General features: G+C 35.4%; 22 protein-coding genes and 2 pseudogenes. 12 read left to right on the top strand and 12 right to left on the bottom strand.

Annotated elements, in window-relative coordinates:
• Nucleotides 1–19: 19 nt before the first annotated feature.
• The 7 genes and pseudogenes from AAGD74_RS04910 to AAGD74_RS04880 all read right to left on the bottom strand — a co-directional run.
• Nucleotides 20–1417: a phage portal protein gene (locus tag AAGD74_RS04910; protein WP_341810572.1), complete on the bottom strand. Its 1398-nt coding sequence runs from the start codon at nucleotides 1415–1417 to the stop codon at nucleotides 20–22.
• A complete protein-coding gene (locus AAGD74_RS04905; RefSeq protein WP_338976667.1) occupies nucleotides 1414–2118 on the bottom strand; it encodes a glycoside hydrolase family 25 protein in 705 nt (234 codons plus the stop codon). The genes AAGD74_RS04910 and AAGD74_RS04905 overlap by 4 nt, the downstream gene beginning before the upstream one ends.
• Entirely contained in the window at nucleotides 2115–2339 is a 225-nt protein-coding gene (locus AAGD74_RS04900) for a gpW family head-tail joining protein (RefSeq protein WP_338977196.1), read from the bottom strand. Before AAGD74_RS04900 ends, AAGD74_RS04905 begins: the two co-directional genes overlap by 4 nt.
• A gap of 1 nt (nucleotide 2340) precedes the next feature.
• Complete coding sequence (locus AAGD74_RS04895; protein ID WP_341810571.1) at nucleotides 2341–4164, bottom strand: phage terminase large subunit family protein; 1824 nt, start codon at nucleotides 4162–4164, stop codon at nucleotides 2341–2343.
• Nucleotides 4161–5642, bottom strand: a complete 1482-nt coding sequence (locus tag AAGD74_RS04890) for an ankyrin repeat domain-containing protein (protein ID WP_010082188.1) — start codon at nucleotides 5640–5642, stop codon at nucleotides 4161–4163. The genes AAGD74_RS04895 and AAGD74_RS04890 overlap by 4 nt, the downstream gene beginning before the upstream one ends.
• A 3-nt stretch (nucleotides 5643–5645) precedes the next feature.
• Complete coding sequence (locus AAGD74_RS04885) at nucleotides 5646–6125, bottom strand: hypothetical protein (RefSeq protein WP_264378236.1); 480 nt, start codon at nucleotides 6123–6125, stop codon at nucleotides 5646–5648.
• A gap of 32 nt (nucleotides 6126–6157) precedes the next feature.
• Nucleotides 6158–6838, bottom strand: a pseudogene (locus AAGD74_RS04880) (DNA-methyltransferase); the annotation flags it as partial.
• A gap of 56 nt (nucleotides 6839–6894) precedes the next feature.
• Here AAGD74_RS04880 and AAGD74_RS04875 point away from each other — a divergent pair.
• The 3 genes and pseudogenes from AAGD74_RS04875 to AAGD74_RS04865 form a co-directional block, all read left to right on the top strand.
• A protein-coding gene (locus AAGD74_RS04875; protein ID WP_236514306.1) for an IS5-like element ISWpi1 family transposase occupies nucleotides 6895–7727 on the top strand; the annotation gives its coding sequence in 2 pieces (ribosomal slippage) (nucleotides 6895–7264 and nucleotides 7264–7727; 834 coding nt in all).
• A gap of 109 nt (nucleotides 7728–7836) precedes the next feature.
• A protein-coding gene (locus AAGD74_RS04870; protein ID WP_265029767.1) for an IS630 family transposase occupies nucleotides 7837–8848 on the top strand; the annotation gives its coding sequence in 2 pieces (ribosomal slippage) (nucleotides 7837–8298 and nucleotides 8300–8848; 1011 coding nt in all).
• An 8-nt stretch (nucleotides 8849–8856) separates the two neighbouring features.
• Nucleotides 8857–9087 (top strand): annotated as a pseudogene (locus AAGD74_RS04865) (transposase); the annotation flags it as partial.
• Here the strand turns inward: AAGD74_RS04865 and AAGD74_RS04860 are convergent.
• Together AAGD74_RS04860 and AAGD74_RS04855 are read right to left on the bottom strand one after the other, a co-directional pair.
• Complete coding sequence (locus AAGD74_RS04860) at nucleotides 9067–9636, bottom strand: pyrimidine dimer DNA glycosylase/endonuclease V (protein ID WP_338482350.1); 570 nt, start codon at nucleotides 9634–9636, stop codon at nucleotides 9067–9069. The pseudogene AAGD74_RS04865 and the gene AAGD74_RS04860 overlap by 21 nt on opposite strands.
• Nucleotides 9637–9656: 20 nt before the next feature.
• The gene (locus tag AAGD74_RS04855; RefSeq protein ID WP_338482349.1) at nucleotides 9657–10601 is read right to left on the bottom strand and encodes an Rpn family recombination-promoting nuclease/putative transposase; all 945 of its coding nucleotides are present in this window, start codon (nucleotides 10599–10601) and stop codon (nucleotides 9657–9659) included.
• Nucleotides 10602–10730: 129 nt separating this feature from the next.
• Here AAGD74_RS04855 and AAGD74_RS04850 point away from each other — a divergent pair, with 129 nt between their 5' ends.
• The 9 genes from AAGD74_RS04850 (at nucleotide 10731) to AAGD74_RS04810 (ending at nucleotide 21804) form a co-directional block, all read left to right on the top strand.
• Nucleotides 10731–11636, top strand: coding sequence for a helix-turn-helix transcriptional regulator (locus AAGD74_RS04850; RefSeq protein WP_341810570.1), 906 nt, complete (start codon nucleotides 10731–10733; stop codon nucleotides 11634–11636).
• Between the two features lie 185 nt (nucleotides 11637–11821).
• Nucleotides 11822–12490, top strand: a complete 669-nt coding sequence (locus tag AAGD74_RS04845; protein WP_341810531.1) for a RadC family protein — start codon at nucleotides 11822–11824, stop codon at nucleotides 12488–12490.
• A gap of 201 nt (nucleotides 12491–12691) precedes the next feature.
• Nucleotides 12692–13642, top strand: a complete 951-nt coding sequence (locus AAGD74_RS04840) for an IS481 family transposase (protein WP_338482200.1) — start codon at nucleotides 12692–12694, stop codon at nucleotides 13640–13642.
• 850 nt (nucleotides 13643–14492) lie between these two features.
• The gene (gene coxB, locus AAGD74_RS04835) at nucleotides 14493–15257 is read left to right on the top strand and encodes a cytochrome c oxidase subunit II (protein ID WP_338482201.1); all 765 of its coding nucleotides are present in this window, start codon (nucleotides 14493–14495) and stop codon (nucleotides 15255–15257) included.
• A 15-nt stretch (nucleotides 15258–15272) separates the two neighbouring features.
• Nucleotides 15273–16823, top strand: coding sequence for a cytochrome c oxidase subunit I (gene ctaD / locus AAGD74_RS04830; protein WP_236514833.1), 1551 nt, complete (start codon nucleotides 15273–15275; stop codon nucleotides 16821–16823).
• A 1-nt stretch (nucleotide 16824) separates the two neighbouring features.
• Complete coding sequence (locus AAGD74_RS04825; RefSeq protein WP_077188168.1) at nucleotides 16825–17712, top strand: heme o synthase; 888 nt, start codon at nucleotides 16825–16827, stop codon at nucleotides 17710–17712.
• A gap of 175 nt (nucleotides 17713–17887) precedes the next feature.
• Nucleotides 17888–18325 carry a ribonuclease HI gene (rnhA, locus tag AAGD74_RS04820; RefSeq protein ID WP_077188167.1) on the top strand — a complete coding sequence of 146 codons (438 nt, stop codon included), beginning with the start codon at nucleotides 17888–17890 and terminating at the stop codon, nucleotides 18323–18325.
• Nucleotides 18318–21467, top strand: coding sequence for an AsmA-like C-terminal domain-containing protein (locus tag AAGD74_RS04815; RefSeq protein WP_341810569.1), 3150 nt, complete (start codon nucleotides 18318–18320; stop codon nucleotides 21465–21467). The genes rnhA and AAGD74_RS04815 overlap by 8 nt, the downstream gene beginning before the upstream one ends.
• 214 nt (nucleotides 21468–21681) lie before the next feature.
• The gene (locus AAGD74_RS04810; RefSeq protein ID WP_255703183.1) at nucleotides 21682–21804 is read left to right on the top strand and encodes a hypothetical protein; all 123 of its coding nucleotides are present in this window, start codon (nucleotides 21682–21684) and stop codon (nucleotides 21802–21804) included.
• Between the two features lie 100 nt (nucleotides 21805–21904).
• Here the strand turns inward: AAGD74_RS04810 and AAGD74_RS04805 are convergent, their stop codons facing one another.
• The 3 genes from AAGD74_RS04805 to AAGD74_RS04795 form a co-directional block, all read right to left on the bottom strand.
• Nucleotides 21905–23287 (bottom strand): IS66-like element ISWen3 family transposase, encoded by a 1383-nt coding sequence (locus tag AAGD74_RS04805; RefSeq protein WP_007548562.1) that lies wholly within the window; start codon nucleotides 23285–23287, stop codon nucleotides 21905–21907.
• A gap of 230 nt (nucleotides 23288–23517) precedes the next feature.
• The gene (gene groL, locus AAGD74_RS04800; protein WP_010962503.1) at nucleotides 23518–25167 is read right to left on the bottom strand and encodes a chaperonin GroEL; all 1650 of its coding nucleotides are present in this window, start codon (nucleotides 25165–25167) and stop codon (nucleotides 23518–23520) included.
• A gap of 100 nt (nucleotides 25168–25267) precedes the next feature.
• On the bottom strand, nucleotides 25268–25549 hold the full coding sequence (locus AAGD74_RS04795) for a co-chaperone GroES (RefSeq protein WP_338482810.1): 282 nt from the start codon (nucleotides 25547–25549) through the stop codon (nucleotides 25268–25270).
• Between the last annotated feature and the right edge of the window lie 44 nt (nucleotides 25550–25593).

Below are 25593 nucleotides of genomic sequence, written 5' to 3'. Positions count from 1 at the left end.
TTCCTCCCCTTATTGTATTTTATGGCACATTAACGTCACAATCGAAACAAAGTCCAAAAGAATTAGCACGCTTTTGATCTTCTGCTATTTCTTGGTCAATTTCTTCTACATCATAACCCATTTCTGATACTACTTCCGATCGACTCTTAAATCCATTCCTTACTGCCATTTGCTGTGCTTGCTGGTCTTTCAGTGGATCCACCCAATCAAATCCCTGCGGTACCCATTTTACATCTTTAAATATTTGATTATCTGTTGTAGAAAGCTCTCCAGATAAAGTGGCAAGTTCTAGCCATCTATCCCATACTGGTCTGCAAAATTGAAATACCATAATGTTATGTTGCAGCATAGCGCATCTACGACGAAACTCTATTAATCCTGCTCTGATTGATGAATAATTAACGCCGGTTAAATCTCCTGTTAGTTGCTCGTATGTTATCCCTGTGCCTATTGCTATTGCCCTCAGTTGCTGTCTTATAAACGCTTCATAACTTCCTCCAACATCTGACGGTTCTGAAAATTTTATATCTTCTCCTGGGTCTAAAAGCTGCATTGTTCCTGGCTCTAAACCTGATAGTGCTACTCCTTGCTCATTTGCTTCGCCTTCTCCTAAAATATTTGCCTCAGGATCGAGTCTCGTAATAAACCCTGCAAACATCGCTGCTGTCTTTTTTCTCACTAATTCTGCATCATCGTATTGATCAAGCTCATAAAGTTTCAGAAGTATACTCGAAAGCCATGGCTCTCCCCTAATTTGCCCAGGTCTTAATGGTCTATAAATATGTAAAACATCATTTGCTGGTACTCTCACTGATTCTCCAAATGAGCCTTCTCCTGGATGTTCTCTAAATAAGTAATATGCTTCTCTTTGCCCAAGTCTATTGAACTCAATCCCGTTTCTTATTACATTACCATTTCCTAAAGTTTGATTTGTTTTATTATCTAAATGTTCAGACTCAAGTACTTGCAGTTGTAATGGTACAGAAAATCTATCTTCCATCTTTCTCGTTCTTAAACGTACAAAACACTCTCCTCCCTCTATCATACTTCTGCATACTAGACCTTGTAATCCATAAAAATCACTTATTCCACAGCTATCTGCTTCATCTGTCCATTTTAGCCATAATTCTTGTACTTTCTTTCGAAATTCTCCATCTCTTGCTTTTGATTGCGGCTTTATTCCTGTTCCAATAGAATTACTCACTATGGTATCAATGATATTTGCTGCATATGGGTTTTTTCTCACCATATCACGTGATCTACTACGTAAAGTTTCAAGGTTTTGAGACAGCAAATTGTTTATACTTCCTAACTCTGGTTGAAAGTGAAAAAATCTTCTTCCTGAACCTGCTGCATCCCACGCTGAGCTTTTGATTTTTGGCTTGCTAAATAGTTGTTTGAAATTTTTCAGCATCATACTAACCAAAATTCTCTTAATTCTTTTAATGTGCCGTTAAATTTATTTCTGTCACATTTTCCGATTCCTTCTACTTCATGTGGCTCTGGACCATTTTTACCTTCGGTGTATTGCCATAAAATCCACTTATTCCAGCCTTGCGGTAAAACAGGTTGATCTCCATATCTTGCTATCCATAATGGACATTTCGTCAAAATTGGTGTGGCAAAATCTTTCAAAAAATTAGCACCTCCATACACTAAAGGTAAACGCCCTGTTTCTTCTTGAACTTTTTTTATAAAATCTTCTGCTTGTCTTGGTTCTATATTTTTTCCACTTTCGTTCTCTTCAATATCAAGAGCAACAATTGTATTTTTAGTTTTACCCACTGTATTCAAAAAGTGATTTGCTTGATCCTTTCCATCTTCCCCTACACCGAAATGATATGAACCCCATAATAGACCCAAGTCTTCAGCTTCTTTTCTTCTTTCTTTGTATTTTGTATCTATGTACCCTGTTCCTTGCGTTGCCTTATGAATTACTCCAACTATACCATTCTCTTTAGCTAACTCAAAATCCACATTTTCTTGCCAATGTGACAAATCTATTATTCCATTTACTGAACTCTCTCTATTCTCCCATAGTTTTATGAAAGTTTTTAATTGCTCTAAAAATTCAGAATATTCCTCTTTTACAACTTTTCTCAGAAAATTTTCCCTCATATAACTCCTTTATTTGTTGCAAAAACAATTTTCCTCTTTGGCTTCATGTCTGCAATCTTGAGTTCAGCTTTAATTCGTTGTCTTAAGCTTAGTAAATCATTTATATCTACTTCAGCATATCTTACAACATGGTCACCATATGCAATTGATACTACTCGCTCTCCATTTTGCAGTTTCTTTATCGCTTCTTCGACTTGAATTAAATATTCTTGATTGTACATTTTACTTCTCATTCAACCATTGACTTCTTCTTACTTTTTTTACCCTTTTAGCTTTTTTATCTGCTAAATTTTCCCATTTACTCTCTGGCCAACGATCAATCCCAAGTGCAATAGATGCTGCTCTTGCGTAAACTCGGCAATCTAGTACTTCATTTCTTTCTCTTACCTTTTGCCACTCTTGTTTGGTGTATCCTTTCACCACTTTGCTGACTAATTGCTCTGCCGTTAACTGCTTAAAATATTCAGGCGCATACTCGGGAAAATGACAGTATCCTGCTGGAGCTTCTTCACCGTCCTTTAAAACATTAAGTAATTGAAAAAGTTCTGACTTTAAAATCGATACTCCCACTGGCCAGAGCTTTATTCCTCTCTTTAGCTTTTGACCACCGACTGTTATATCTACTCTACTTGGGCTGCTCAGTGGCACTAGGGCTTTATTTACACCTTTGACTGCCATTACTCTTCCAGATCCTTGATGACCTCTTACCCAGTTGTATACTTCTTGCGTTGCATATCCAGCATCTACTGCCATCATACTTATCATATATTCAAGATCATTTTCACCGATAAAATGATGATTGAGTAACTCTGAAAGCTTTCCCCATACTTCTCCTCCTCCAGTATCACCTTCAAATACTCGGTAGTCTATTGACCAACTTTCACGGCTTTTTCCCCATGCTACAACTTCTACTTCTAAACGATCTTTTTGGACATCAACACCTGCTGTGAGAACTACTTCGCCTTTTGGTACTGTGCCAATCTGAAAAAATTCTCTCCTGTTAAATAATTGCTTCCAGTCTGGTACTTCTCCTTTATCTACCCAAGTTTCTCCTAAAGTGGTATTTATCCAAACTTTCAGTAATTGTTCACTTTCCTTTGCATGGAGAAAGTCCTCTACTGCTTGTTGCCAACTATACCAACCAACTGGACTATAAAGACTTGAAAGATGAAATCCTTTTTTCTCACCTTTTACTCTATTAGTAGGTCTCCATTCTCCACGCTCAAGCATCTCTGTCTTTTGATGATTTTCTATTTTGCCGCTACATTCAGTACAGACATAATGTGCTGTTCTTGAGTCATTGTTTTCCCATTTTATTTGTGACCATTTTAAAACTTGATAGTAATTACAATGCGGACATGGAACAAAAAAGTATCTCTTATCTGTTGCTTCAAATTCTTTCTCAATTCTGCTTATTCCATGAATTGTTGGTGTTGATACTAAAAAAATCTTTCGCTGTGCAAATGTATTAGTTCGAGCAATACTAAGCAGTACTGGATCTCCTTCTCCTCCTGAATCTCCTGGGTAGGCATCTATTTCATCAAGAAAGAGATATTTTACTGGCATAGATCTCAGTGCTACACTGCTATTTGCTCCGGTTATTACTACTATTCCACCTGGAAATTCCTTACTTTGCACAGTATTGCCCGAATCTCTTGACCTTGGGTCTTTTACTTTATTTTTTAAACATGGCGTACTCTCTATTAACGGTGCAAATCTTCCCTTCGACCAACGCTTTCCCATTTCAACTGTTGGCTGCACAACTAACATTGGACCAGGAGTCTGATCTATAATATAGCCTATCCAATTGTTACCAGCTTCTGTTCCTCCAATCTGCGCTCCTTTCATGAATACTACTTTTTCTGCTGGTGAGGACGGAGAAAGTGAATCCATGATTTCTTTTAAATAAGGAGTTCTTTCTGTTCTCCATTTACCTGGCTCTGATGCTGCAGTTGGCGCTAAAACTCGATACTCATTCGCCCACTCTGACACTTTAAGTAGTGGATCTGGCTTTAAACCTTCAGAAAAAGATGTAGCATATATCATATCGCTAGCTCTTCACCATCATTAGATGATACCTCAACATCACTTAAAATAGAACTGCACTCACTTGTTTTCTCACTTTCAAGTTCAATAAACATTTTCTTTTCAAGTGCTTCTTCTATGTACTTCTGAGTTAAATTACTCATTGCTATTGCAGCTATGAGCGCAACTATTCCCACCATTACCGCAGCTATAATGTTAGGGTAAATTCCCACTATCACTATTGCACATACTGTTATAGAAACACAGACGATATTGATATATTTCTTTATTTTTTTGTCTGCTATTTTCCTTTCTTCAAAATATTTATTGCTCAATAAATGAAATGTTGGAAAGTTCTTCTGTCTTCCAAATAACACTATTTCCTTCTCTTTGCTCAGTAATTTTATTAATTTTGCGTTGTTCGTTATTATTGCATACTGAAAAACATCCGTGGCATCTGCTCCTCTCTTTAGCAACAACTTTACTACGTTAAAGTGACCATGCTTTACAGCAACATAAATTCCCGTTTTTCCACTCTCATCTACAGCATCTATTTCAACTCCTTCACCAAGAATACCGTCTATTAGGTCTTCATATCCTTTTCTGGCAGCTAAATGAAGCAAACTGTTTTTATCAGCTCCGTATCTATTACTTGCTAAAATCTTTACTATATCTAATCTATTTGCTTCTTTTGCATAACAAAATGGTGTCTTGCCATTATCATCCTTAATTAAAGGATCTATATCTTCTCGCGTTAGTAAAACTTCTATTGTTTTCAGCCTTTCAGCATAATGTAGTGGCGTTTTATTTTCATAATCTTGTAAGTTAACCCCAGCATTAGGAACATTTATTAAGCATCTTACAATATCTAAACATAAGTCCCTTTCGTCGTAATTACTACTACTTATAGCTACGTGCAAAGAAGATAATTTCATTGCATTTCTGCCGCTGCCAACTACATTAACATTCGCACCAAGATTTGAAAGTAATTTTACTACTCCTAGCTTCTTGTTGTTTACTGCATAATGAATTGCTGCATGATTTCTCGCATCAAGAACATCTTTGTCCGCATTTCCTTCTCTAATTAAAATTTCTACTATTTGTTCATGCCCAGCTCCTGCCGCTAAGTGTAACGGTGTATGTAGTAAAGCATTCTGCTCATTAACATTAGTCCCTTTGTCGAGTAAAAACCTTACAGCATTTGCTTCATTCAACATCGCAGCTAAGTGAAGTAAGCTATCTTTCTCCAATCCATATTTGTGATTGATTAGTGCTTGTAATATCTCTTCTCTTGCACAATCCAGGGCACTTTTACCATTATCATCAGTGATCAGTGGATTAATATTTTTCCTATTTAGTAAGAGAGCAACCATACTAAGCTCGTTAATTTCTACTGCATAATGTAGTGGGGTTTTCCCATTTAATCCTCTAACATTTACATCCACTCCTGGTTGATTAATAAGACACTTTATTAATTCTAAACTTAAGTTAGCAGACATTATTTAAAACTTAATATTAGATAATTCTTGTAATGAGTTTGTAATCTCTTCGGTTAGCGCCATATGAATCTTTTCAGTGTCACTCAGTGATGCAAGCAGTGCTGAAACTCTATTTGGAATATTAAGCAAATTATTACGTACAACTCTTGCTACATTAAATGCATCGCGCTTTACTTCCTCTACTGCTACAAGTTCACCAATCTCAGCCTTAGCTTTCGCCTCAAGAAGTTTACCTCGTTCCATTTCATTTTTTATTCGAGTTTTTAGCAACATCGTGGAAAGGTTACTTGTATTTTCGTTTTCTGGATTTTTCCTCCTAAGTGGCTGACTTGGATCTCTTATTGCCGCTACTGCTTCATTTGCTTGTTCTCTATTGATCAAACCATCCTCCAACTCAACTATCCCTTTCTTTACTAAATAACAGACATATTGCTTTGATACTCCTATCTCTCTTGCCCATTCTGTTTGTGTTATTTTTTTCACTTTTTTTTTCTTCTCTCTTTTTTGCCTATTTTTTACGAATTTTCTTCTTGAGTCTCTGAAAAGGTTTTACCAGTACCGGCTAAAATGGCATCTCTTCCCGTGTATACTTGCCAACGTTTTATCGTTACATCTACAAACTTTGAATCTAGCTCTATTGTTCTGCAAATTCTTCCTGTTCTCTCACATGCAATCAATGTGCTACCAGAACCACTAAATGGATCAAGTACTATGTCTCCTGATCTGCTGCTGTTTACTATTGCTCTCTCCATTAGCTCTACTGGCTTCATCGTTGGATGTAATGAGTTATGTGTTGGCTTATCATAAAACCACAGATCACTTTGATTTCTACCGCCATGCCACTCACGTTTATTGCCATTTTTCCAACCGTAGAGCATTGCTTCGTATTGTCTTTGATAATCAGATCTGCCTAGTGTAAAATGACTCTTTGCCCAAATGATAAATGTCGACCAACGACCACCTGCTTCTTCAAATGCTTTTTGCAACGTCGAAAACTCTGATGATGATACGCAGATGTAAATTGCACCTTTGGTGTATGCTAAAATATGAGTGCAAATATCATAGAGAAAAAGTTCGTACCTTTCACCTTGATTATCGTTTAGTATTTTTTTATCTTCTCTTTCCTGACTGCTACCGTAATCAACGTTATATGGAGGATCACAAACAGTAATGTCTGCCATTTTATCATCTAAGAGGTTGTCCGGAAACAAGTAAAAGGCTATAATATCTGAAATTTTAGTACGGGGTAAAGATGAGAAAAAAGTATCCAACAGATCTAAGCGAAAGGGAATGGGCAAGAATAGAAAAACACTTCAGAGTATCATACAAGAAAGGAGGAAGGCCGCCAAAGTATAGCAAAAGAGAAATATTAGAAGCAATTTTCTATGTATTGCGTACAGGGTGTCAATGGCGGTATTTACCAAATGATTTTCCGCTATGGAAGACTGTGTATGAGCAGTTCAGGCAATGGAAGAAGCAGGGAATTTTTGAGAAAATGAATTATGAAATTACAAAATATAGTAGAAGAAAAATAGGAAGGAATGAGCAGCCGAGTGCCTGTATAGTAGATAGTCAATCTGTAAAGACTACAGAAAAGGGGGGATCAAAGGCTATGATGGAAGTAAAAAAGTAAAGGGTAGAAAAAGGCATATAATTACAGACACTCAGGGTTTTATACTAGGTTGTTACGTAGGCGCTGCTAACGAAAATGATAGAGATGGTATTAAAATAGCATTAAACAATATGAGAACAAAATATACTAAAGTTAAAAAAATGTGGGCTGACATGGGATACCAAGGAAGAAATTTAAAGAATCACATAAAGGAAGAATATGACATAGATATTGAAATTGTTACAAGGCCTCCATGTAGATTTTGGGTGCACAAAGATACGCCACCTGAGCTACTACCAACAAGAGAACAAGGGTTTAAAGTACAGCCAAGAAGATGGGTTGTAGAAAGGACTTTTGCTTGGGTTAATAGGAATAGAAGGCTATCGAAGGAGTATGATTTACTCACAACATCCACTGAGAATTTCATATACCTAGCTATGAGTAGGGTTATGTTAAAGAGGGAATATGCTTGAATTTACTAGTTTCCGGACAACCTCTTATACCAATTCCCATTACAGGGCAAACAGATGGACAATGATGGAAGAAAAGCCATACTGAAGTAAGTAAAATAGCGAGGTTTAAATGGCATTAAGATCAAAATTATTGGATGAAAAAGTAGTAGAATCAGCAAAAGAAATGCTGAAGAAAGTAAGGAATAATGCATATGTTTCAAAAAAACTAAATGCTGTAATTGCAGCAAAAAAGTACAGTATAACGGCTGTAGCAAAAATATATTGCATTTCAAGAAGCGCACTAACTTCGTGGGTAAAACTCTTGAAAATTGGCAGAGAAGAAAAACTGTTTGCTCCTTCACAACGTCGTAGAAAAACTAAATTAAATCAGGCTCAACTACAGCAAATTGAAGAGTGGATAGAAGAAAATCCTAATATCACCATTAAAGAAATGAGAATAAGAATCCAGGAAAAGTTCGGATTAAATATCAGCAAATCTACAGTACACCGCCATATGCAAAAGATGAAATTCTCATATATTACACCAAGACCAGTTCATAATGGACAAGATAAAAGCAAACAAGAGGAATTCAAAAAAAAATCTCAATGGAGCTATTAGCAAGTATCCAGAAAAAGAGCTATTTTTCTTTGATGAATCACGGTTTGGCACACATTCAAAAGTTGGACATGGGTGGTTTAAAAAGGGGATTAGAACACAGGTTAAAACAAAATTAGGTAGGCAAAATTTCTATCTCTATAGTGCAGTTAATCCTAGAAATGGAGAGAGTTCTAGCTTATTTGCACCAAATGTCAACACTGATTGCATGAACATATTTCTTGAGCAAATTTCGCAATATCTAGAAACACGAGAGGCTTTTCTCGTTATGGACTGTGCTAGTTGGCATAGGTCAAAAAATTTAAAGGTACCTAAAAATATCGACATTATATACCTACCTCCATACTCACCTGAGCTAAATCCTGTTGAGAGGCTTTGGTTATATATAAAACAGAACATTTTGCGCAATAAAATATACGATACAATTGCTCTACTTGAGGGTGCTTTGTGCAAATTTATTACTTCTCTTGCCAGCTCCACAATTAAACAACTCTGCAATGTTTCCTATTTGACTGGACAACAATGAGAATTGGTATTAGAAAGCTGATTTACACTACCAATCCAATTGAGGGATTGCATAGACAAATTAGGAAATTTACTAAAACTAAGGGCTCATTTACTAGTACAAATGCCTTGTACAAACAGGTATATTGTGCTATAAAAAAGGTAGAGCAAAAATGGACTACAGCTTTGCCTAATTGGGCTTTAACTATGTCTCAACTTGATATCTTTTTTCCTGGTAGGTTAAAAATTGAGTTGAATTAAAAATGTGGTTTGACACACTTCTTTGAACGTTCCCGGATTTCCTACTATCCAACCTGGTGCTTCTCTTCCATTTTCCCACTTAGCGAATCTCATCTTTTCCTGTAGGTAATACTCCCTATAAGCTTTTACAGGATTAGTACATTTATACCGATCGGGCAGTGCTTGTATAAAAGCTTGCATATCAGCTGATCGAAAAATGAGTAAATCCTTATTACTATCACACCAATCTATTACTTCTTCTGATTTATGCTTTCTTTTGTATCGCCAAGTGTACTCTTTACATAATTCTTTTCCGTACTCTATCAACCAACAAAAGTTCCCTTTCGATTGCCTAGCCCACAAAGAACAAGGATGATTGCTGTGAGTGAGTTTATATGGAACTGCTATATTCTGATCTGTGGTACTGACAAAAGGATTTGGCGCTTTTAATGCTATTGAAAAAACATTACTTAATAACTGAGCAGTTTCTAATGGCATTTTTACTATATGCTTATCACATAACATTTGTGCTGCAATTACTGGGTTTTCATCTAGTACAAAGATGTTCATCTAGGTGTCAAAAGATAGAATCAGCTTAAGTCTTTAACTTCATCAGCTGTAAGACCAGTAGTTTGAGCTATAATATCAATAGAAACACCTGCTTTTAGTAGATTCTTTGCAACTGTTATCTTAGCTTGTTTTTCACCCTTCTCCGAGCCAATTTGAATACCTTCGGCTCTGCCTTTTTCATGTCCGATTTGGATGCCTTCTTCTTTACCTTCTTCTCTACCTTTTTCAGTAGCATCATCAAGTTTTTGAGCGAGGACAGCCTGTTCATCAAGAATACGTTTTATTTCCTGTTCATAGGCAATAAATTCTTTTTCTGACCAGTTAAATCTATTTAGCTCTTCATAGGCCTTTTTAATTATTACATCACTACCTATTATTTTTTCCAGCTCTTCTTCACTAGTCTCATCTGCATATTTAAAGAAGTAGATCCATTTTTCAACTATATTTGAAAGCTGATCCTCTTTGGTTTTTGGAAATTTTGGCAATTCAATAAATATGAAGTAAAAATCTTTTAGATCGTGTTCATTAGTATCTTCATCCCGAATAGTATGCTTTGATTTATACTCAGACTTGTCCGGAAACAGTATACAATCTGCTATAGCAATAAAGATAATTTCCTTAAGGTCATGGTATTGATCACCTTTATCCGCTTGTCTTGAATAGGCTTTAGCAGCGTAGTATTGGGCACGTTTTTCAAAGCCTTTAGTTTTAGCGACCTGCATTTCAACTATCACTTGCAGCCCATTTTCATCTCTACAAAGAACATCAACAATGCTTTGTTTTTTAGAAGCAATATCAGGGTCTTGAATAGTACTTAAAAACTCTATATCCCGTATTGCATTTTTTCCGGAAAAGCCGAGAATATCATTAAGGAAGTGAATAAGAATATCCTTATTTTTTTCAGTACCAAAGATGCGCTTAAATGATATATCATTCTTGGGATCGAGAAACTTAGAAAGAGCCATGACGAATTAACCTAAAAAGCATTGATAATTATACACAATTGTGAAGAAATATTCAACTAAAATTCAAACATAGAAAGAAGCATCCCTTTTGTATATCTTTATTTGGTAGTATTAAACTGTATAATATTTATGGCAAATATCTCGATAAGGTACCAGATAGCACAAAAAGTAAGGAGCTGGAGGTTAAAACAAAAATATACTCTGAAAAACTTAGCAAACAAGGCAGGCATAAACTATCATACACTGATAAGATACGAGCAAGGAACATGTGGCATTCCAACTGAAAAGCTAAAAGTTATAGCTGAAGCGTTATCAATCCCTATTAGAAATCTCTTTCCTAGACGAAAGGTGCTAAGAGAAGATAGTTGTTTTGACAAAGCTAAGACCCAAGAAATGTATAATTTCATAGAAAAAACAGGAGGACACAAAGCAATTTATGCATTAACCAAATCTGTCCGAGCTGAAGAAGAAAGTAATATAAAAGCAGCAAGAATAAGAATTGCAAAGAATCTAGTTAAAGCTGGGTTTGATACTGAGATTATCTATCGAGCAACGGGCTTATCAACTGAAGAATATGCCGATAAAGAGAGATACGAGCCAAACGGAGGACAAGAGATAAAAAAGTGGAGAATAATAAGGGGATATACTCAAGAAGAATTAGCAAAAAAGCTAGATGTAGGACCCTCGCAGGTACACCATTATGAACAAGGTAGTGTTACTCTTTTAAGTGAAAGGTTATGGGAAATAGCAAAAGAATTATCAGTGAATGCTGAAGATCTGATAAAGGAAGAAGATAATTATGAAGATGGTGAAGCAGAAAATGAGTTATTAAGTTGGGCGAGGGAATATAGAAAAATTGACAATCAAGAATCACGAGATGAGCTAAATATATGGGTAGAATTTTTATTGCAAAGAAAGCAAATTTACAAAGAGAAGATTGATAAAATAGAGGGAATGAAAGTTGCAAATAATTTACTCAAGTTAGGTTTTTCTACTGATGTTATTTCTAAAATAGTAACAACTTCTTTTACATAAAGAATTAATTTTCAATTAGATAAAATAAGCATCTGCTAATATCTTAACTTCTTAATGAAAAAATAAGTAAAAAAGATTGAAAAATTGATTTGACTTCACTCGAAAGCTATGGCTTTATGCCAATGCTGATAAAAAACAGCAGTAAATAATTAAAAACAATTTGTTATTAACGAGGAGTATATTTTATGAATAATAGTGAAAAACTTACAGAAGAAATAGAGAGAGTACTACAAAGCGGAGGAGGAAGTGCTCTATTTGATCGCGAAATAGTGGCAGTGCTTCTAGGAGCAGTTCATGACAGAAAGCAAGCACAAAATGTTACTAAAACTTTAATGGATAATTGCCCAGGAATAGGAGAAATTTTAGGGCGAGAAATCGATGACCTGAAAATGATAGACGGAATGACTGAACATGCAGCCGCAGCAATTGAATGTGTTAAAGAAGCCTACAAGAGGGCACTAAGAGAAGGGTTAAAGAGAGGCCCTGTAATGGATAGCCAAGAAAAGCTCATAGAATATGTAAGGGTAAGTATAGGCTTTTCAGCAAAAGAAGCTGTCCAGATAATATATTTGGATACACAGTACCGTTTGATAAGAGACGAAGTGTATTTTGGTACAATAGATGAGGTGCACCTATCTGAAAGGAAAGTGGTAAAAAAGGCATTATCAATGGAGGCAGCATCGATAATATTAGCTCACAACCATCCAGGAGGGAGTTTAGAACCATCAGAAGATGATAAAGTTATGACTAGAGAATTAGTGTCAGCATGTCAAGGGGTGGGAATTGAGCTAGAGGATCACATTATTGTGACGGACAAAGGATATTGCAGCTTTAAGGAAAGAGAGCTGTTATAAAGATGGATGCCAAATTTTTCAGGTTTGGGAAGTTTGGCTACCACTGCTAACCCGAATTCTGGATTAGAGATTAAAAAAAGCAAGAATATCAATAATTTTTAATTTGAGCATTTACGATAAAAAAGTTAATGAGCACCTGGATCTAAGATGTATGGTCCCAGAGAGTGATGGTATACTATCATCATCATTTAAGGAGTCATTATGGGACAGATATTACATGGGTGCGCCAAAACAACACAGACGATTCGTAGAGCAATACAAAATAGAAAAGAGAGCATAGCAAAACTCTCCAAGCATTATAACCTTAATCCAAAAACTATTATTAAGTGGAGAAAACGTTCATTTACGAAAGATGCTGATATGGGTCCAAAGCATCCAAGATCAACTGTTTTAACGCTAGAAGAGGAAGCTATAATAGTTACATTTCGCAAGTATACACTACTGCCACTAGATGATTGCCTTTACGCTCTGCAGTCTACAATTCCGCATTTGACTCGCTCTAGCTTGCATCGTTGTTTACAAAGACACAACATTAGCAGATTACCAACTGTTGATGGAGAAGTTAAGTCAAAAAAGAAATTCAAACAATATCCTATCGGTTACTTTCATATTGATATTGCTGAAGTTAGAACTGAGGAGGGCAAATTACATTTGTTTGTTGCTATTGATAGGACATCCAAATTTACCTATGTTGAGTTGTGTAACAGTGCTACAAAACCCATAGCTGCTGAGTTCTTACGTAATTTGATTAGAATTTTACCGTATAAAATCCATACTATTTTGACAGATAACGGTATACAATTTACAAACCAGAAGCGTCATAAGTATGCTTTCCAACATATATTTGATAGAGTTTGCGAAGAGAATGTTATTGAACATCGTTTGACAAAAGTTAGCCATCCTTGGACGAATGGGCAAGTCGAGCGTATGAATAAAACTTTAAAGGATGCTACAGTTAAGAAGTATTACTATCAATCGCACCAGCAACTTAAAGAACACCTTTATAACTTTGTTATGGCTTATAATTATGCAAAGAGACTCAAAACTCTTAAGGGTCTTACTCCTTATGAATTTATATGTTATCAGTGGACACAGTCTCCAGAATTATTTATACTAAATCCACACCATCACACTCTGGGACCATACATCTAACTATTGCATTCCTGAGCATTTTGATTCATCATTCTCTTTGTGAAAAACATTCCAAACTTTCTCTCCACTTTTTCTGGGTAAGGTCAAAAAAAACGCCGATATTTTAGTACATGGTAAATAGCCAACTACCACGGGGCTTCTTTTGCCTTTTTTTTTATTTGGTAGATTTCTTAATGTTTATGGCTAAACGACAATCGTCATCCCGCCACGTGTTAGCGGGATCTATGCTTTGAGATACTGCGAATGAATCGCGGTATGACGGTTAAGTAAGGGATCTATGCTAAGAGATGCCAAAGACCTTCATGAAACTTTGCCCATTTGGCTTCTCTAAAGATTTCGTTTACAGAATCTAGTAACTCAGCTATGCAGAATGAAAAAAGTTTGTATGGTATATAAATAGTGTGTTTTTTTTGTAATTATTTTCTATAATACGCAAACCTTTGGTTCAGTAAATGCTACCATAGGCATTAAAAGTTAATTAACAAACTGCAATGTATAATGAAATAAAGACACTTGCAAGATTTTGATCTTGCAAATCATAAACTTATCATAAAGTTTAATAGTGTCTGTTACTGCTTTTAGGTGTGAGGCTAGAGGGTTATTAGCAGTAACAGACACTATTAAACTTATTATAGAATTTACTTAAAGTAAATACTTAATTTAAAATATTATAATACTTTTACTTACAATAGATTTATGTAAATGCTTTTTTCCTCAAATTAGTATTGTACTATTATACTTGTTGAATGCTAAAAAATTATTAACCATCACTAATCTCTATTTGCATAGTAAGTTTATATATACTATTATACAGTATATCACTTAGTTTTATAGCAAACAAACAAAAGATATGGTGAAGTTATTTGCACTATTGATAATATTTTACTCAAATATATCTGTTGCCTCTGCTCCTACTTCCTGGCAATTTGGATTTCCTGCTCCTGCAACTGAAGTAATGGAGGCTGTAGTTAGGTCACATTCGTTTGTGATGCTTGTGATGGTTACAATAATGCTTTTTGTGTGGGCGCTGCTTGCTTATATAGCGTTTCGCTTTCGTAAAAGCAAAGTAACAAACATAAGTAAAACTACCCATAGTGTTCCTTTAGAAATTATTTGGTTTGTTATACCAACTATCATTGTTGGAATATTAGCCTTTGAAAACGCTAAATTACTGAAGCTACAGGGAGAAATACCGAAAGCTGACATAACACTAAAAGTTATTGGCCATCAATGGTATTGGAGCTACCAATATCCAGAATATCAAGGTGTGTCATTTGATAGTTATATTAAGGGAAAAGAAGACTTTATCGAAGGAGATTTAAAGCTATTCTCTGTTGATAACAACATCATTTTACCCGTTAATACTAACGTTCGTTTACAAGTTACAGCAGGAGATGTGATACACAGTTGGGGAGTACCGGCTTTTGGTGTAAAAATTGATGCGATACCAGGTAGGCTGAATGAGGCGTGGTTTAATATCAAAAAGCCTGGTGTTTATTATGGGCAGTGCTACGAATTGTGTGGTCAAGGCCATGGATTTATGCCAATTGTTGTTGAAGCAGTAAGCAAAGAAGATTTTAATAAGTGGATTGAAAATAGAAAATTAGTGAGTTAAATTTGGAGTATAGATATGAGTGACGTACCAAAGGGCATAAAGCGTTGGTTGTTTTCCACCAATCATAAAGATATAGGGACACTGTACATTATTTTTTCCATATTAGCTGGAATTATTGGTGGATTATTATCGGTGATTATTCGCACTCAGCTAATGCACATTAATATACTTAACAATAACTATCAATTATATAACGTAATGGTTACAGGGCATGCGTTGATAATGGTGTTTTTTATGATAATGCCAGCCCTCATGGGAGGATTTGGTAACTGGTTTGTACCTCTCATGATTGGCGCACCAGATATGGCGTTTCCTCGTATGAATAATTTGAGTTTCTGGTTATTAGTGTCATCTTTTATTTTGCTCATTCTCTCAGTGTTTATTGGTGAAGGTCCAGGTACAGGTTGGACTTTATATCCACCTTTATCACAGGTAATGTCCCATCCAAGTGCAGGAGTTGACATTGCTATACTTGCACTTCATGTTGCTGGTATGTCGTCAATTGTTGGGGCGATCAACTTTATAGTTACTATATTTAACATGCGCACAAAAGGAATGTCATTAACTAAGATGCCACTGTTTGTTTGGTCTGTCTTGCTAACAGCATTTATGTTGATTGTTGCCTTACCAGTGCTTGCCGGTGCTATAACTATGCTTCTTACTGATCGCAATATTGGTACTTCCTTTTTTGATCCTGCAGGTGGTGGTGACCCTGTGTTATTTCAACATTTATTTTGGTTTTTTGGTCATCCAGAAGTTTACGTAATTATTTTTCCTGCATTTGGCATCATAAGTCAGGTTGTATCAACTTTTTCTCACAGACCTGTATTTGGTTACATAGGGATGGTTTATGCAATGATAGGTATAGCAGTATTTGGCTTTATGGTTTGGGCTCACCATATGTTCACTGTTGGGCTTAGTGCTGACGCTGCTGCATTTTTTAGCACCACCACAATTTTTATCGGTGTTATAACTGGTGTAAAAGTCTTTAGTTGGATTGCAACTATGTGGGGCGGAGCAATTGAGTTTAAGACCCCTATGCTATTTGCACTAGGTTTTATTTTTATGTTTGTTGGCGGTGGCATAACGGGAATAATTCTTTCTCATGGTGGAATAGATAAGCTCCTGCACGACACCTATTATGTTGTTGCTCACTTCCATTATGTCATGTCACTTGCTGCATTATTTGGAGCTTTTGCTGGCTTTTATTATTGGATTGGTAAAATGTCGGGTAAACAATATAATGAGCGCTTAGGTCAAATCCACTTTTGGCTTACTTTTATTAGCACCAATATCACTTTTTTACCTCAACATTTCTTAGGATTAGCTGGTATGCCAAGGCGTATACCTGATTATCCTGATGCGTTTATCCCTTGGAATTATATATCCTCAATTGGTTCGTATATGTCCTTTGTTTCAGTTATGTTTTTTGTGTTTATAGTTATACATCTTTTTAAATGGGGCAAGAAAGCTGGAGATAATCCTTGGGGAGGTGACACCTTGGAATGGACGGTATCTTCACCACCGCCTTTTCATACTTTCGAAAAACCACCAGTGGTAAAATAGAATGTACACAAGTGTTTTGCTAAATGTTGAATCAACAATACTGGATTTTTGGCGTTTGCTGAAGCCAAGGATAATGTATCTTGTGGTATTTACTGCAGTTGCTGGTATGGTTACTGCACCAGGTAGTATGCACCCTTTTCTAGTACTAATATCTCTTATATGTGTTGCTCTTGGCTCAGGATCTGCAGGTGCTATAAATATGTGGTATGACAGAGACATAGATCTGCTCATGGAAAGGACAAAAAACCGCCCTATACCTTCAGGTAGAGTTTCTGCAGAAAGCGCGCTTGAATTTGGTATAACTCTTGGAATATTGTCAGTATTTATCATGGCAATAGCAGTAAATTATATTTCTGCTGCTTTGCTTGCAGTTAGCATATTATTTTACGTTTTCGTATATACAATTTGGCTAAAAAGGCGTACTCCGCAGAATATCGTTATCGGTGGTGCAGCAGGTGCTTTTCCTCCAATGATTGGCTGGGCAGCTGTAACTAATTCTGTCAGTTGGGAAAGTTTCATTTTATTTTTAGTAATTTTTATGTGGACTCCGCCACACTTTTGGGCCCTATCTTTAAATAAGTCTGAAGACTATGCAAAGGCATCGATTCCAATGTTCAATATTGTTTATGGTCCGGAAAAAACAAGAAAATATATATTAATTTATAGTGTCTTGCTGGTGCTAACTAGCTTGCTTCCAGCTCTATTCTTGAAAAAGGCTTTACTTTATCTAAGCATGGCAATTTTTGCAGGTTGCATCTTTATTTGGTACGCTATATCAATTCTCAGATTCAAGAACCACAACTCACAGAAACAAATGTTTTCTTACTCAATTTCTTATCTATTTTCCCTATTTGCCAGTATTATTTTTTGTTCTATTGATTTATTTTAGTTATGAAAGAACGGCAGAAACATAAAAACTATTTTTTCCTTTTCCTTTTGGTAATGCTCGTTGTCACACTTTTTTTTGTTTCTATAATAAAATTTAAAGGTGCAGCTTAAACTACCTTTAGAAATTGTGCTTTCATAAAAGCAACTATATACTTTGTTAACCGATATAAACAAAGATGAGTAAAAAAGAAGTGACAATATATACGGATGGGGCGTGTTCTGGTAATCCTGGAGCGGGAGGATGGGCAGCTATCATATTATTTCAAGATTACAGAAAAGACATTTATGGTAGAGAAGAAAATACCACAAACAATAAAATGGAGTTAACAGCGGTGATCAATGGGCTGAAAGTATTGAAATTTTCTTGTAATATTAATTTATATATGGATAGTCTTTATGTTAAACATGGCATAACAGAGTGGATAAATAAGTGGAAAATGAATGGCTGGAAAACAAGTAATAAAAAATCAGTAAAAAATATGGAATTGTGGAAAGAGCTAGACAACGTTGCTTCACAACACGAAATTGATTGGAAGTGGGTTAAAGCACACAGTGGCGATAAGTATAATGAGGAGGCTGATAGTTTAGCAAGAAAAGCAATAATCGATGCTTAAAAAAATCACTATATCACTTTCCATAGTTCTATTGTTTGTATTCTGCTTATTTGTCTTTTTTAAGGGTGAGAGTCCTTTAGAAATCAATATTAATTATATTAATTTTTATGTTAAACATAAAATATCAAAGATATTTGTTGGCTCAAGCGTTAATATGGAGAATACCTCAGTTGTTTGGCAGAAAGGTAGTAAAGATCCGTATTTAGTCATTACAGATTTGGCAATAGCAAATCCTAATTCTACTATAAAAGTTCCTGAGCTTTTTGTACATTTTAAGTTAAGTTCCTTATTTAAAGCTAGCACAAATCTCTCTCAGGTTTCAGCTGATAATGTGCATGTATATATCAAGAGAGAAGAAACTAATGTTAATCCGCAAAACTCATTAGACCTTTTGGATAATCATTATTTAAGTAATAACCGCCTTCCTTCGGTGTCATTCCAGCGCGTGACGCTGGAATCTAGAAAAAAAGAAACCTGGATCCCAGTGTCAAGCACTGGGATGACAGGAAAAAAAGATACTGGGATGACAGGAAAAAAAGATACTGGGATGACAGGGAAGAATTTCAAGATGACAGAAAGCAGTGCAAAAAATCTATTAAAAACAATAAGGGAATTTTTTTTTGACTTAAATGCGGATTCAAAAATTGAATTTACTAACATCGCTATTGATAAAAGCACAGAAGATGAATTTTTTATTGATAAATTATATATAGGGAAGGGGGAAGATTTTAATGTTTTAGATATTCATGTGAATACAAAAGATGGAAAGGGATTTTTGGATGATTTATCAATTACGATAAAAAATCGCAACAATTTGCTAAATGTGTACGGGACATTTTATGATCTAAAATTGGGACTATTGAGCAAGTTTTCTACATTAGTTAAAAGCTACAATTTGGACAAAAATATAGGATTCAAAGGAAGCTTCTCAGTGAAAATTAATAAAAAGGATGAAATTGTAGATGGAAATATATACGTATTAAATACAGAAAATTATTTGAACAAAAATTTGGCCTTAACTAATGTAAATATAAATTTAACATATAGTAATGGAATTATTAGTGTAAAAAACTTCCATTTTAAGTTAAATGACACGTATCTCTCTTTAATAGGCAAAATGAACTTTAGTACAAGTCATGCTTTGCTTAGAATTAATATTAGTAAGTTTGCTGCAAAGGATTTATGTACTTATATACCAGATAGTGTAGTAAATAGTAAATTTAAAAGCTGGTATTGTGATAATATCGAAGGGGATGTTTTAAATACCATTGTAAGTTTCAATGGCAAAATTAACAATTTGGTTGATGACGATCTGTCAGACATTGTAATTGTTGCTGATATAGAAAACGGTAGCGTAAAATTTGATGAAGATTTTGAGCAAGTAAAGGAATTAAAGGGTGATTTGATCATCAAGAATAACGATCTTGAAATTACTGTAAATAGCGCTAAGTTTCAGAATTTCACTGTTAATGGTGGTGATATTGAAATGAAATCTCTAAATAAGGAAGATTCAGTTCTAACCATTAATGGCAAAGCTGTAAGTGATGCGTATGGTTTATATGAGCCTATAAGATTTAAGCTGGATGATGTGGTGAAGGTTGAAAGGGATAAAGTAAGTGGAATGGCAAAATCCGTATTTAATTTTCGCATTTTTAATCTAAATGCTGATGACAAAAAAGTAGACTTCTCAGCAAATTTTCATTCTGAAATTGACAATTTGGCCGTCTATAATGCAAGTCTTGGTAAATATGATATTAAGCTTAGTTTTGGCAGTGACTTTATAGATTTAAATGGTAGTGGTATGGTGAATAACACACAGCTATTATTTGACCTGAAAAGTAGCAATAGGAATGAAAGTTTCGCCTGGAATTTGACCGGAGATTTACCCGCTCAAATACTTAATTTTGATGAAAATATAGGTGGCTATGTCAATACAAATATAGAATCGGTGATAAATCAAGATAAGACGGGGCATGTTAATGGTAATATGGATTTATCAGAGCTTGAATCACGTTCAAGTTATTTAGGATGGAAAAATCGTTTTGAAGATCACAATAAAATTTTGTTTTCTACAAGGTTAAAAGGAGCAGGTGAATTGTTAATAGACAAATTAGATGTTGTAGGAAATGACCTAGATATAAAATTCAGCGGAAGAGTAGAAAATGGAAATTTATATTTAAATTCTAGTAGTTTTAAATTGCCTGATAATGATTTTAGTATAGAAATTGAATCAGGTAAGGAAAAAAATGCCATAACTATTTATGGTGAGGAAATTAACTTAAGTGATATTTTAGGCTTGCTTGGCAAAAACAGTAATGGATTAAACAAAGATATAGAGATTAGTATGAATGTTGACAATGTAATCATGAAAGAAGGCATCGTTATCAAAAATGCTAAGCTGAATGTAACCTGTACTAAAGGTAATTGCGATGGAAGTCAATTTACAGGACAGTTTCTAGAAGATAGCAGCAACATACTAGCGGAATACAGTGGAATAGGGCTCGAAATATATGCGGATAATGCAGGTATACTTTCGCGTTCCTTAGGCATTAGTAAATCAATTAAAAACGGCAAATTGTCTTTTTATATCTCTCCTCAGAGAGAAAGTGGAGAACATTATGGTACGTTATCCATTAGCAATTTCTACATCAAAGATGCTCCACTACTTACTACTTTATTGTCGATGTCTTCATTGCTTGGTATCGTAAATGCCATAAAGAACGAAGGTGTATACTTTTATAAATGTAATGCACCTTTCTCATACAAAGATGGCACTATTGAAATTGAAGAATCTTGGCTTGAAGGGGCGGAGTTAGGTATTAGCACTGGTGGTAAGCTCGATATTAAAGATTATAAATTCCAGGTTGCAGGACAAGTAATACCAGCATATTCAATTAATAAATCTTTGTTAAAAATTCCTATAATTGGAAAACTTCTTACTGGTGGGAAAAGTAGGGGAATCGTTTCAATAGACTATAAAGCAAGTGGTGATGACAAAAACAATAACGTATCTGTTGATCTTATCTCTTCGCTAACTCCAAACCTATTAAAGAGGTTATTGGGAGTGTTTGATCGCATTATGACAAAAACTAACGAAAGTGGCTTAAAAGGTGGTGTGAAAAAGAAATTTGGTTCGATATGACCAAAAGGGAAGTTATTTAACAAAATTATGGACAAAAATGCAAGAATTTCAGAATGATCTACCTGGTTTTTTATTTAGTTGTTTAAGTAATACCACTCCCTTTAACCTCTCTATATTTGCTGAACAACTAAAAAGGGTAGGGGGTGGTTGTAAATTGTACTGTTCAGCAGAGTGGCAAAATAAGGTAGACGAGAAAAGACAACTATAGGAACAAATGGGTGTCATGCCAGTGCGTGACACTGGTTTCCATCCAAAAGGGTGTCATTCCAGTGTCAGCTACTTTCATGACATCGTTTACTATGTGCCATATTGTAATGTTCGTACAGTTGTGGAATGAATCGCGGTATGACGTGTTGCTTGGGTCAGCTATAGTATAAATATACTAGGGGTTATAGTTTTCTTATGCTGCCTTTTTGGTATCCGTTCAGGAGAGTGGTTTAAGAAACAATAGATAGGAGATTTTGGAAAGGATTGAGACCCCTTTGTTTCCAAGTTAAGTATAATGAAATTATCCGCTCAAGGAATGTATTTCCCCGCTTTGATTGTGTAAAATATGAGTTTTTGCGATAAACGACATAATGCCGAATTTGCCGTTCAGCGTGGTTATTTGTCAGCGGAATATTTTCTGGGTCATCTAAAAATTTCCACATCATTCTTTCAGATCTCAGAACATTTTTTGCAACTCGAGAGGCTCCAATTGCTTCAGGTAAACGAGATATCTCCTTCAAGTAATACTTTGTACGTTTTCTTAATTTTCTGGCACGTCTGACAAACCTCAAAACATCTATCTCACTTTTTAGTAAAGCTTTTTTTAGTGCAAATAATTCAGTGGCCACGTTTCTCAAGTAACAACCCAGAACTTTAACTTCAATATTCCAACTATGTGCTAATCTTTCAAAATCTCTTGATAAATGTGCCCAACAGATTTGCCTGTTTTTATCGGCAAAATAATTGTATGCTGCATACCTGTCAGTTATTACCAAGCTATTGCGATTGCAGAATTTACTATTTTGTAAAACTTTCATTCCTCTTGACTCTGTAAATTTTACAAAACTTGCCGTATTGCTTGCAAACATCCAACACCAAGCGAGTTTACCTTTGTTATAATGGCTCGTTTCATCAATATGTAGAACTTTACTCCTACTTATCTCTTGTTCGATCTGCTCATACATTTTTTTGCATTTTGAAGCAACTCTATGTTCACTATTTGATATGCTACCGACGCTTATGTTCAAATTGAAGATATCATTTACGACACTCGCTATTTCGCGTTTTGAATTTTTGTAGAATCCGCTGAACGCTGCAATTATTGACTTAACCCTTGGACCAAATGTATCTGGCGTAACACCTTCCGGTAACTTGCTACTTCTTCTCTTTCCGCATCTCCGACAACGGCCATGTTCTAACTGATATTCCACTACATAAGGCTTGATTTCTGGAAGATCAACTTTCTGATGAATATATGGTTTTTCACATATTGCAATTTCTCCTCCGCATTCGCAAGTATTAGGCAACTCTATCTTTACTACTTTATCTGCATCCATGTTGGCGCGAAAACTTCCTTTATGACCAACCTGACCGCCAATATTCCTTTCGCTTTTCGGCTTATTCTTTTTTATTTTATACAACTCTTTGGAACTTGGTATTGATGAATTTTTTGAGCTTAAACCGAGTCTTTCTCTTAACTCAGCATTTTCTATCTTTAAAGCCTTATTTTCTGCTTTTAAACTTTCATTCTCTTTTTCCAATCTTTCTATTTTTGCTTCTAACCTTTCTATTTTTTGCTGTAAATTTTTGCAAAGTTCTAAAAGGTTTACCATATTATTTCACTTTTGCTCTATGATTATCTTTTTAGATCACCTTGTCTACCTTATTCTGCCACTCCGCTGAACGGATACCCTTTTTGTTATTAGACAACCACAATATAAAGGAGTGAAACGGATGCAAACAGTAGTGCATTTCTGCACCAAACGTATTACCTTTAACGAATAGTAAAATGTGAGATTTTTTGGAACTACCGTGGAGCAATTGCTCCACGGTTTCATTCTACTTAGAATCCACCCATGCCACTCATTTCTCCTGCACCCATAGGAGATGAAGCATTTTCTTTGCTTGGTACATCAACTATCATAGATTCAGTAGTTATCAGCACACTCGCAACAGATACCGCTGTTTCAAAAGCAATACGCACCACTTTTGCTGGATCAATCACACCAGCTGTAAACGCATTAGCATAATTCATAGCCTCAACGTTGTATATAAGCTCTTTATCATTCTGCTTAATCAAATAGTCAATTATAACAGCAGATTCAAGACCAGCATTTTTGACTAACCTTCTAATTGGAGCACTGAGAACTTTCTTGATAATGTTTATGCCTATTTGTTCCTCGTCACTTGCACCTTTTAATTTGTCGAGAACAGATGAAGCATAAAGAAGCGCAACCCCACCACCTGGAACTATACCTTCCTCAATTGCAGCTCTTGTTGCATGCAGCGCATCTTCGACTCTATCTCTACGTTCTTTAACTTCCACTTCAGTTGCTCCACCAACTTTGAGCACAGCAACGCCACCTGATAATTTCGCTAAACGTTCTCTTAGCTTTTCTTTATCATAATCAGAAGTTGAAGTTTCAATTTGAGATTTAATCTGCTCGATTCTAGCTTTCACACTGTCAGAATCGCTATTTTCGCTGACAACTGTGGTATTATCTTTAGTAATTTTAACATTTTTAGCCGTACCAAGATCATCAAGCGTGAGATCTTCCATCTTGATTCCAAGTTCATCTTTTATGACGTACTTAGCACCAGTTAAAGTTGCTATGTCTTCGAGCATCTCCTTTCTTCTGTCACCAAAACCTGGAGCTTTTACTGCAGCAACTTTTAAACCACCACGCAATTTATTGATAACTAAAGTGCTTAATGCTTCACCTTCGATATCCTCTGCAATAATAACCAAAGGTTTACCAGATTTAACAATAGCTTCAAGAATAGGAAGTAAAGGTTGAATAATATTTAATTTTTTCTCTGTAATTAATAGATAAGGATTATCAAGCTCCACGATCATTTTTTCATTATTTGTAATAAAATACGGAGAGAGATAACCGCGATCAAATTGCATGCCAGTAGTCAGCTCAACTTCTAACTCTTTTGAACCTTTACTCTCTTCAACAGTTATTACACCCTCTTTTCCAACTTTTTTCACGGAATCAGCGATACTGTTACCTATATCCTTATCACCATTTGCAGAGATTATTGCAACTTGTGCCACTTCGTCTATTTTCTCTAGAGAAATTGTACGAGACATTGACGCAATTTCCTTTAATATTACATCTTTTGCCTTCTGTATTCCGTTTTTAATACCAACACGATCGTTTCCAGCAGCAATTGACTTTGAAGCTTCCATTATCATGTTGCTAGTTAGTATTGAGCACGTTGTTGTACCATCACCAACTTTATCGTTACATTGAGAACAACTTTGTGCAAAGATGCTTGCTATCGCAGCGTTTAATGGTTTTTCAGGCTTGATACCCTTCATCACCTTATAACCATCTTTTGTAATTTCTGGTGCTCCATAGGGCTTATTAATCCCTACTGTTTTTCCTCTAGGTCCTGCAGTTATTGCTACCGTTGAATCCACTATTGCTGCAACTTCACGAAAGGCTTCTTGCAACTGCTCACCTGATACTACTACATTAGTCATTTTTATCACCTCTTGTTAATAAAAAATTTAGAAAACTATAATAAAATCATTTACAATGCGCTATGTTGCGCTTTGTTTCAGTTTAGTAAAATAAAGACTGCTACTTAATGACAGCAAGTATATCGGACTCTTTCATCACGATAAGCTTCTCATTATTATGTTCTATTTCTGTACCAGACCATTGGCGATAGAACACTTTATCACCAGCTTTCACAGTTAAAGTTACGCGTTCGCCACTTGAATTGCGTGAACCTTCACCAATTGCTATAACTTCACCTTTAGTAGGTTTCTTTTCAGCACTTGATGGAAGCACAATTCCACCTCGCTTTTCTTCGCTAATAGGCTTGACCAGCACGCTATCATCTAATACATTTAAACTTATACTTGACATTTGTTTTTCCTCATCAACAAATTAACTTATAAGTT

The organism is Wolbachia endosymbiont (group A) of Campoletis raptor, from assembly GCF_964026755.1.
GTDB classification, from domain to species: Bacteria; Pseudomonadota; Alphaproteobacteria; order Rickettsiales; family Anaplasmataceae; genus Wolbachia; species Wolbachia pipientis.
This window is presented reverse-complemented; position numbering and strand designations above follow the sequence as displayed.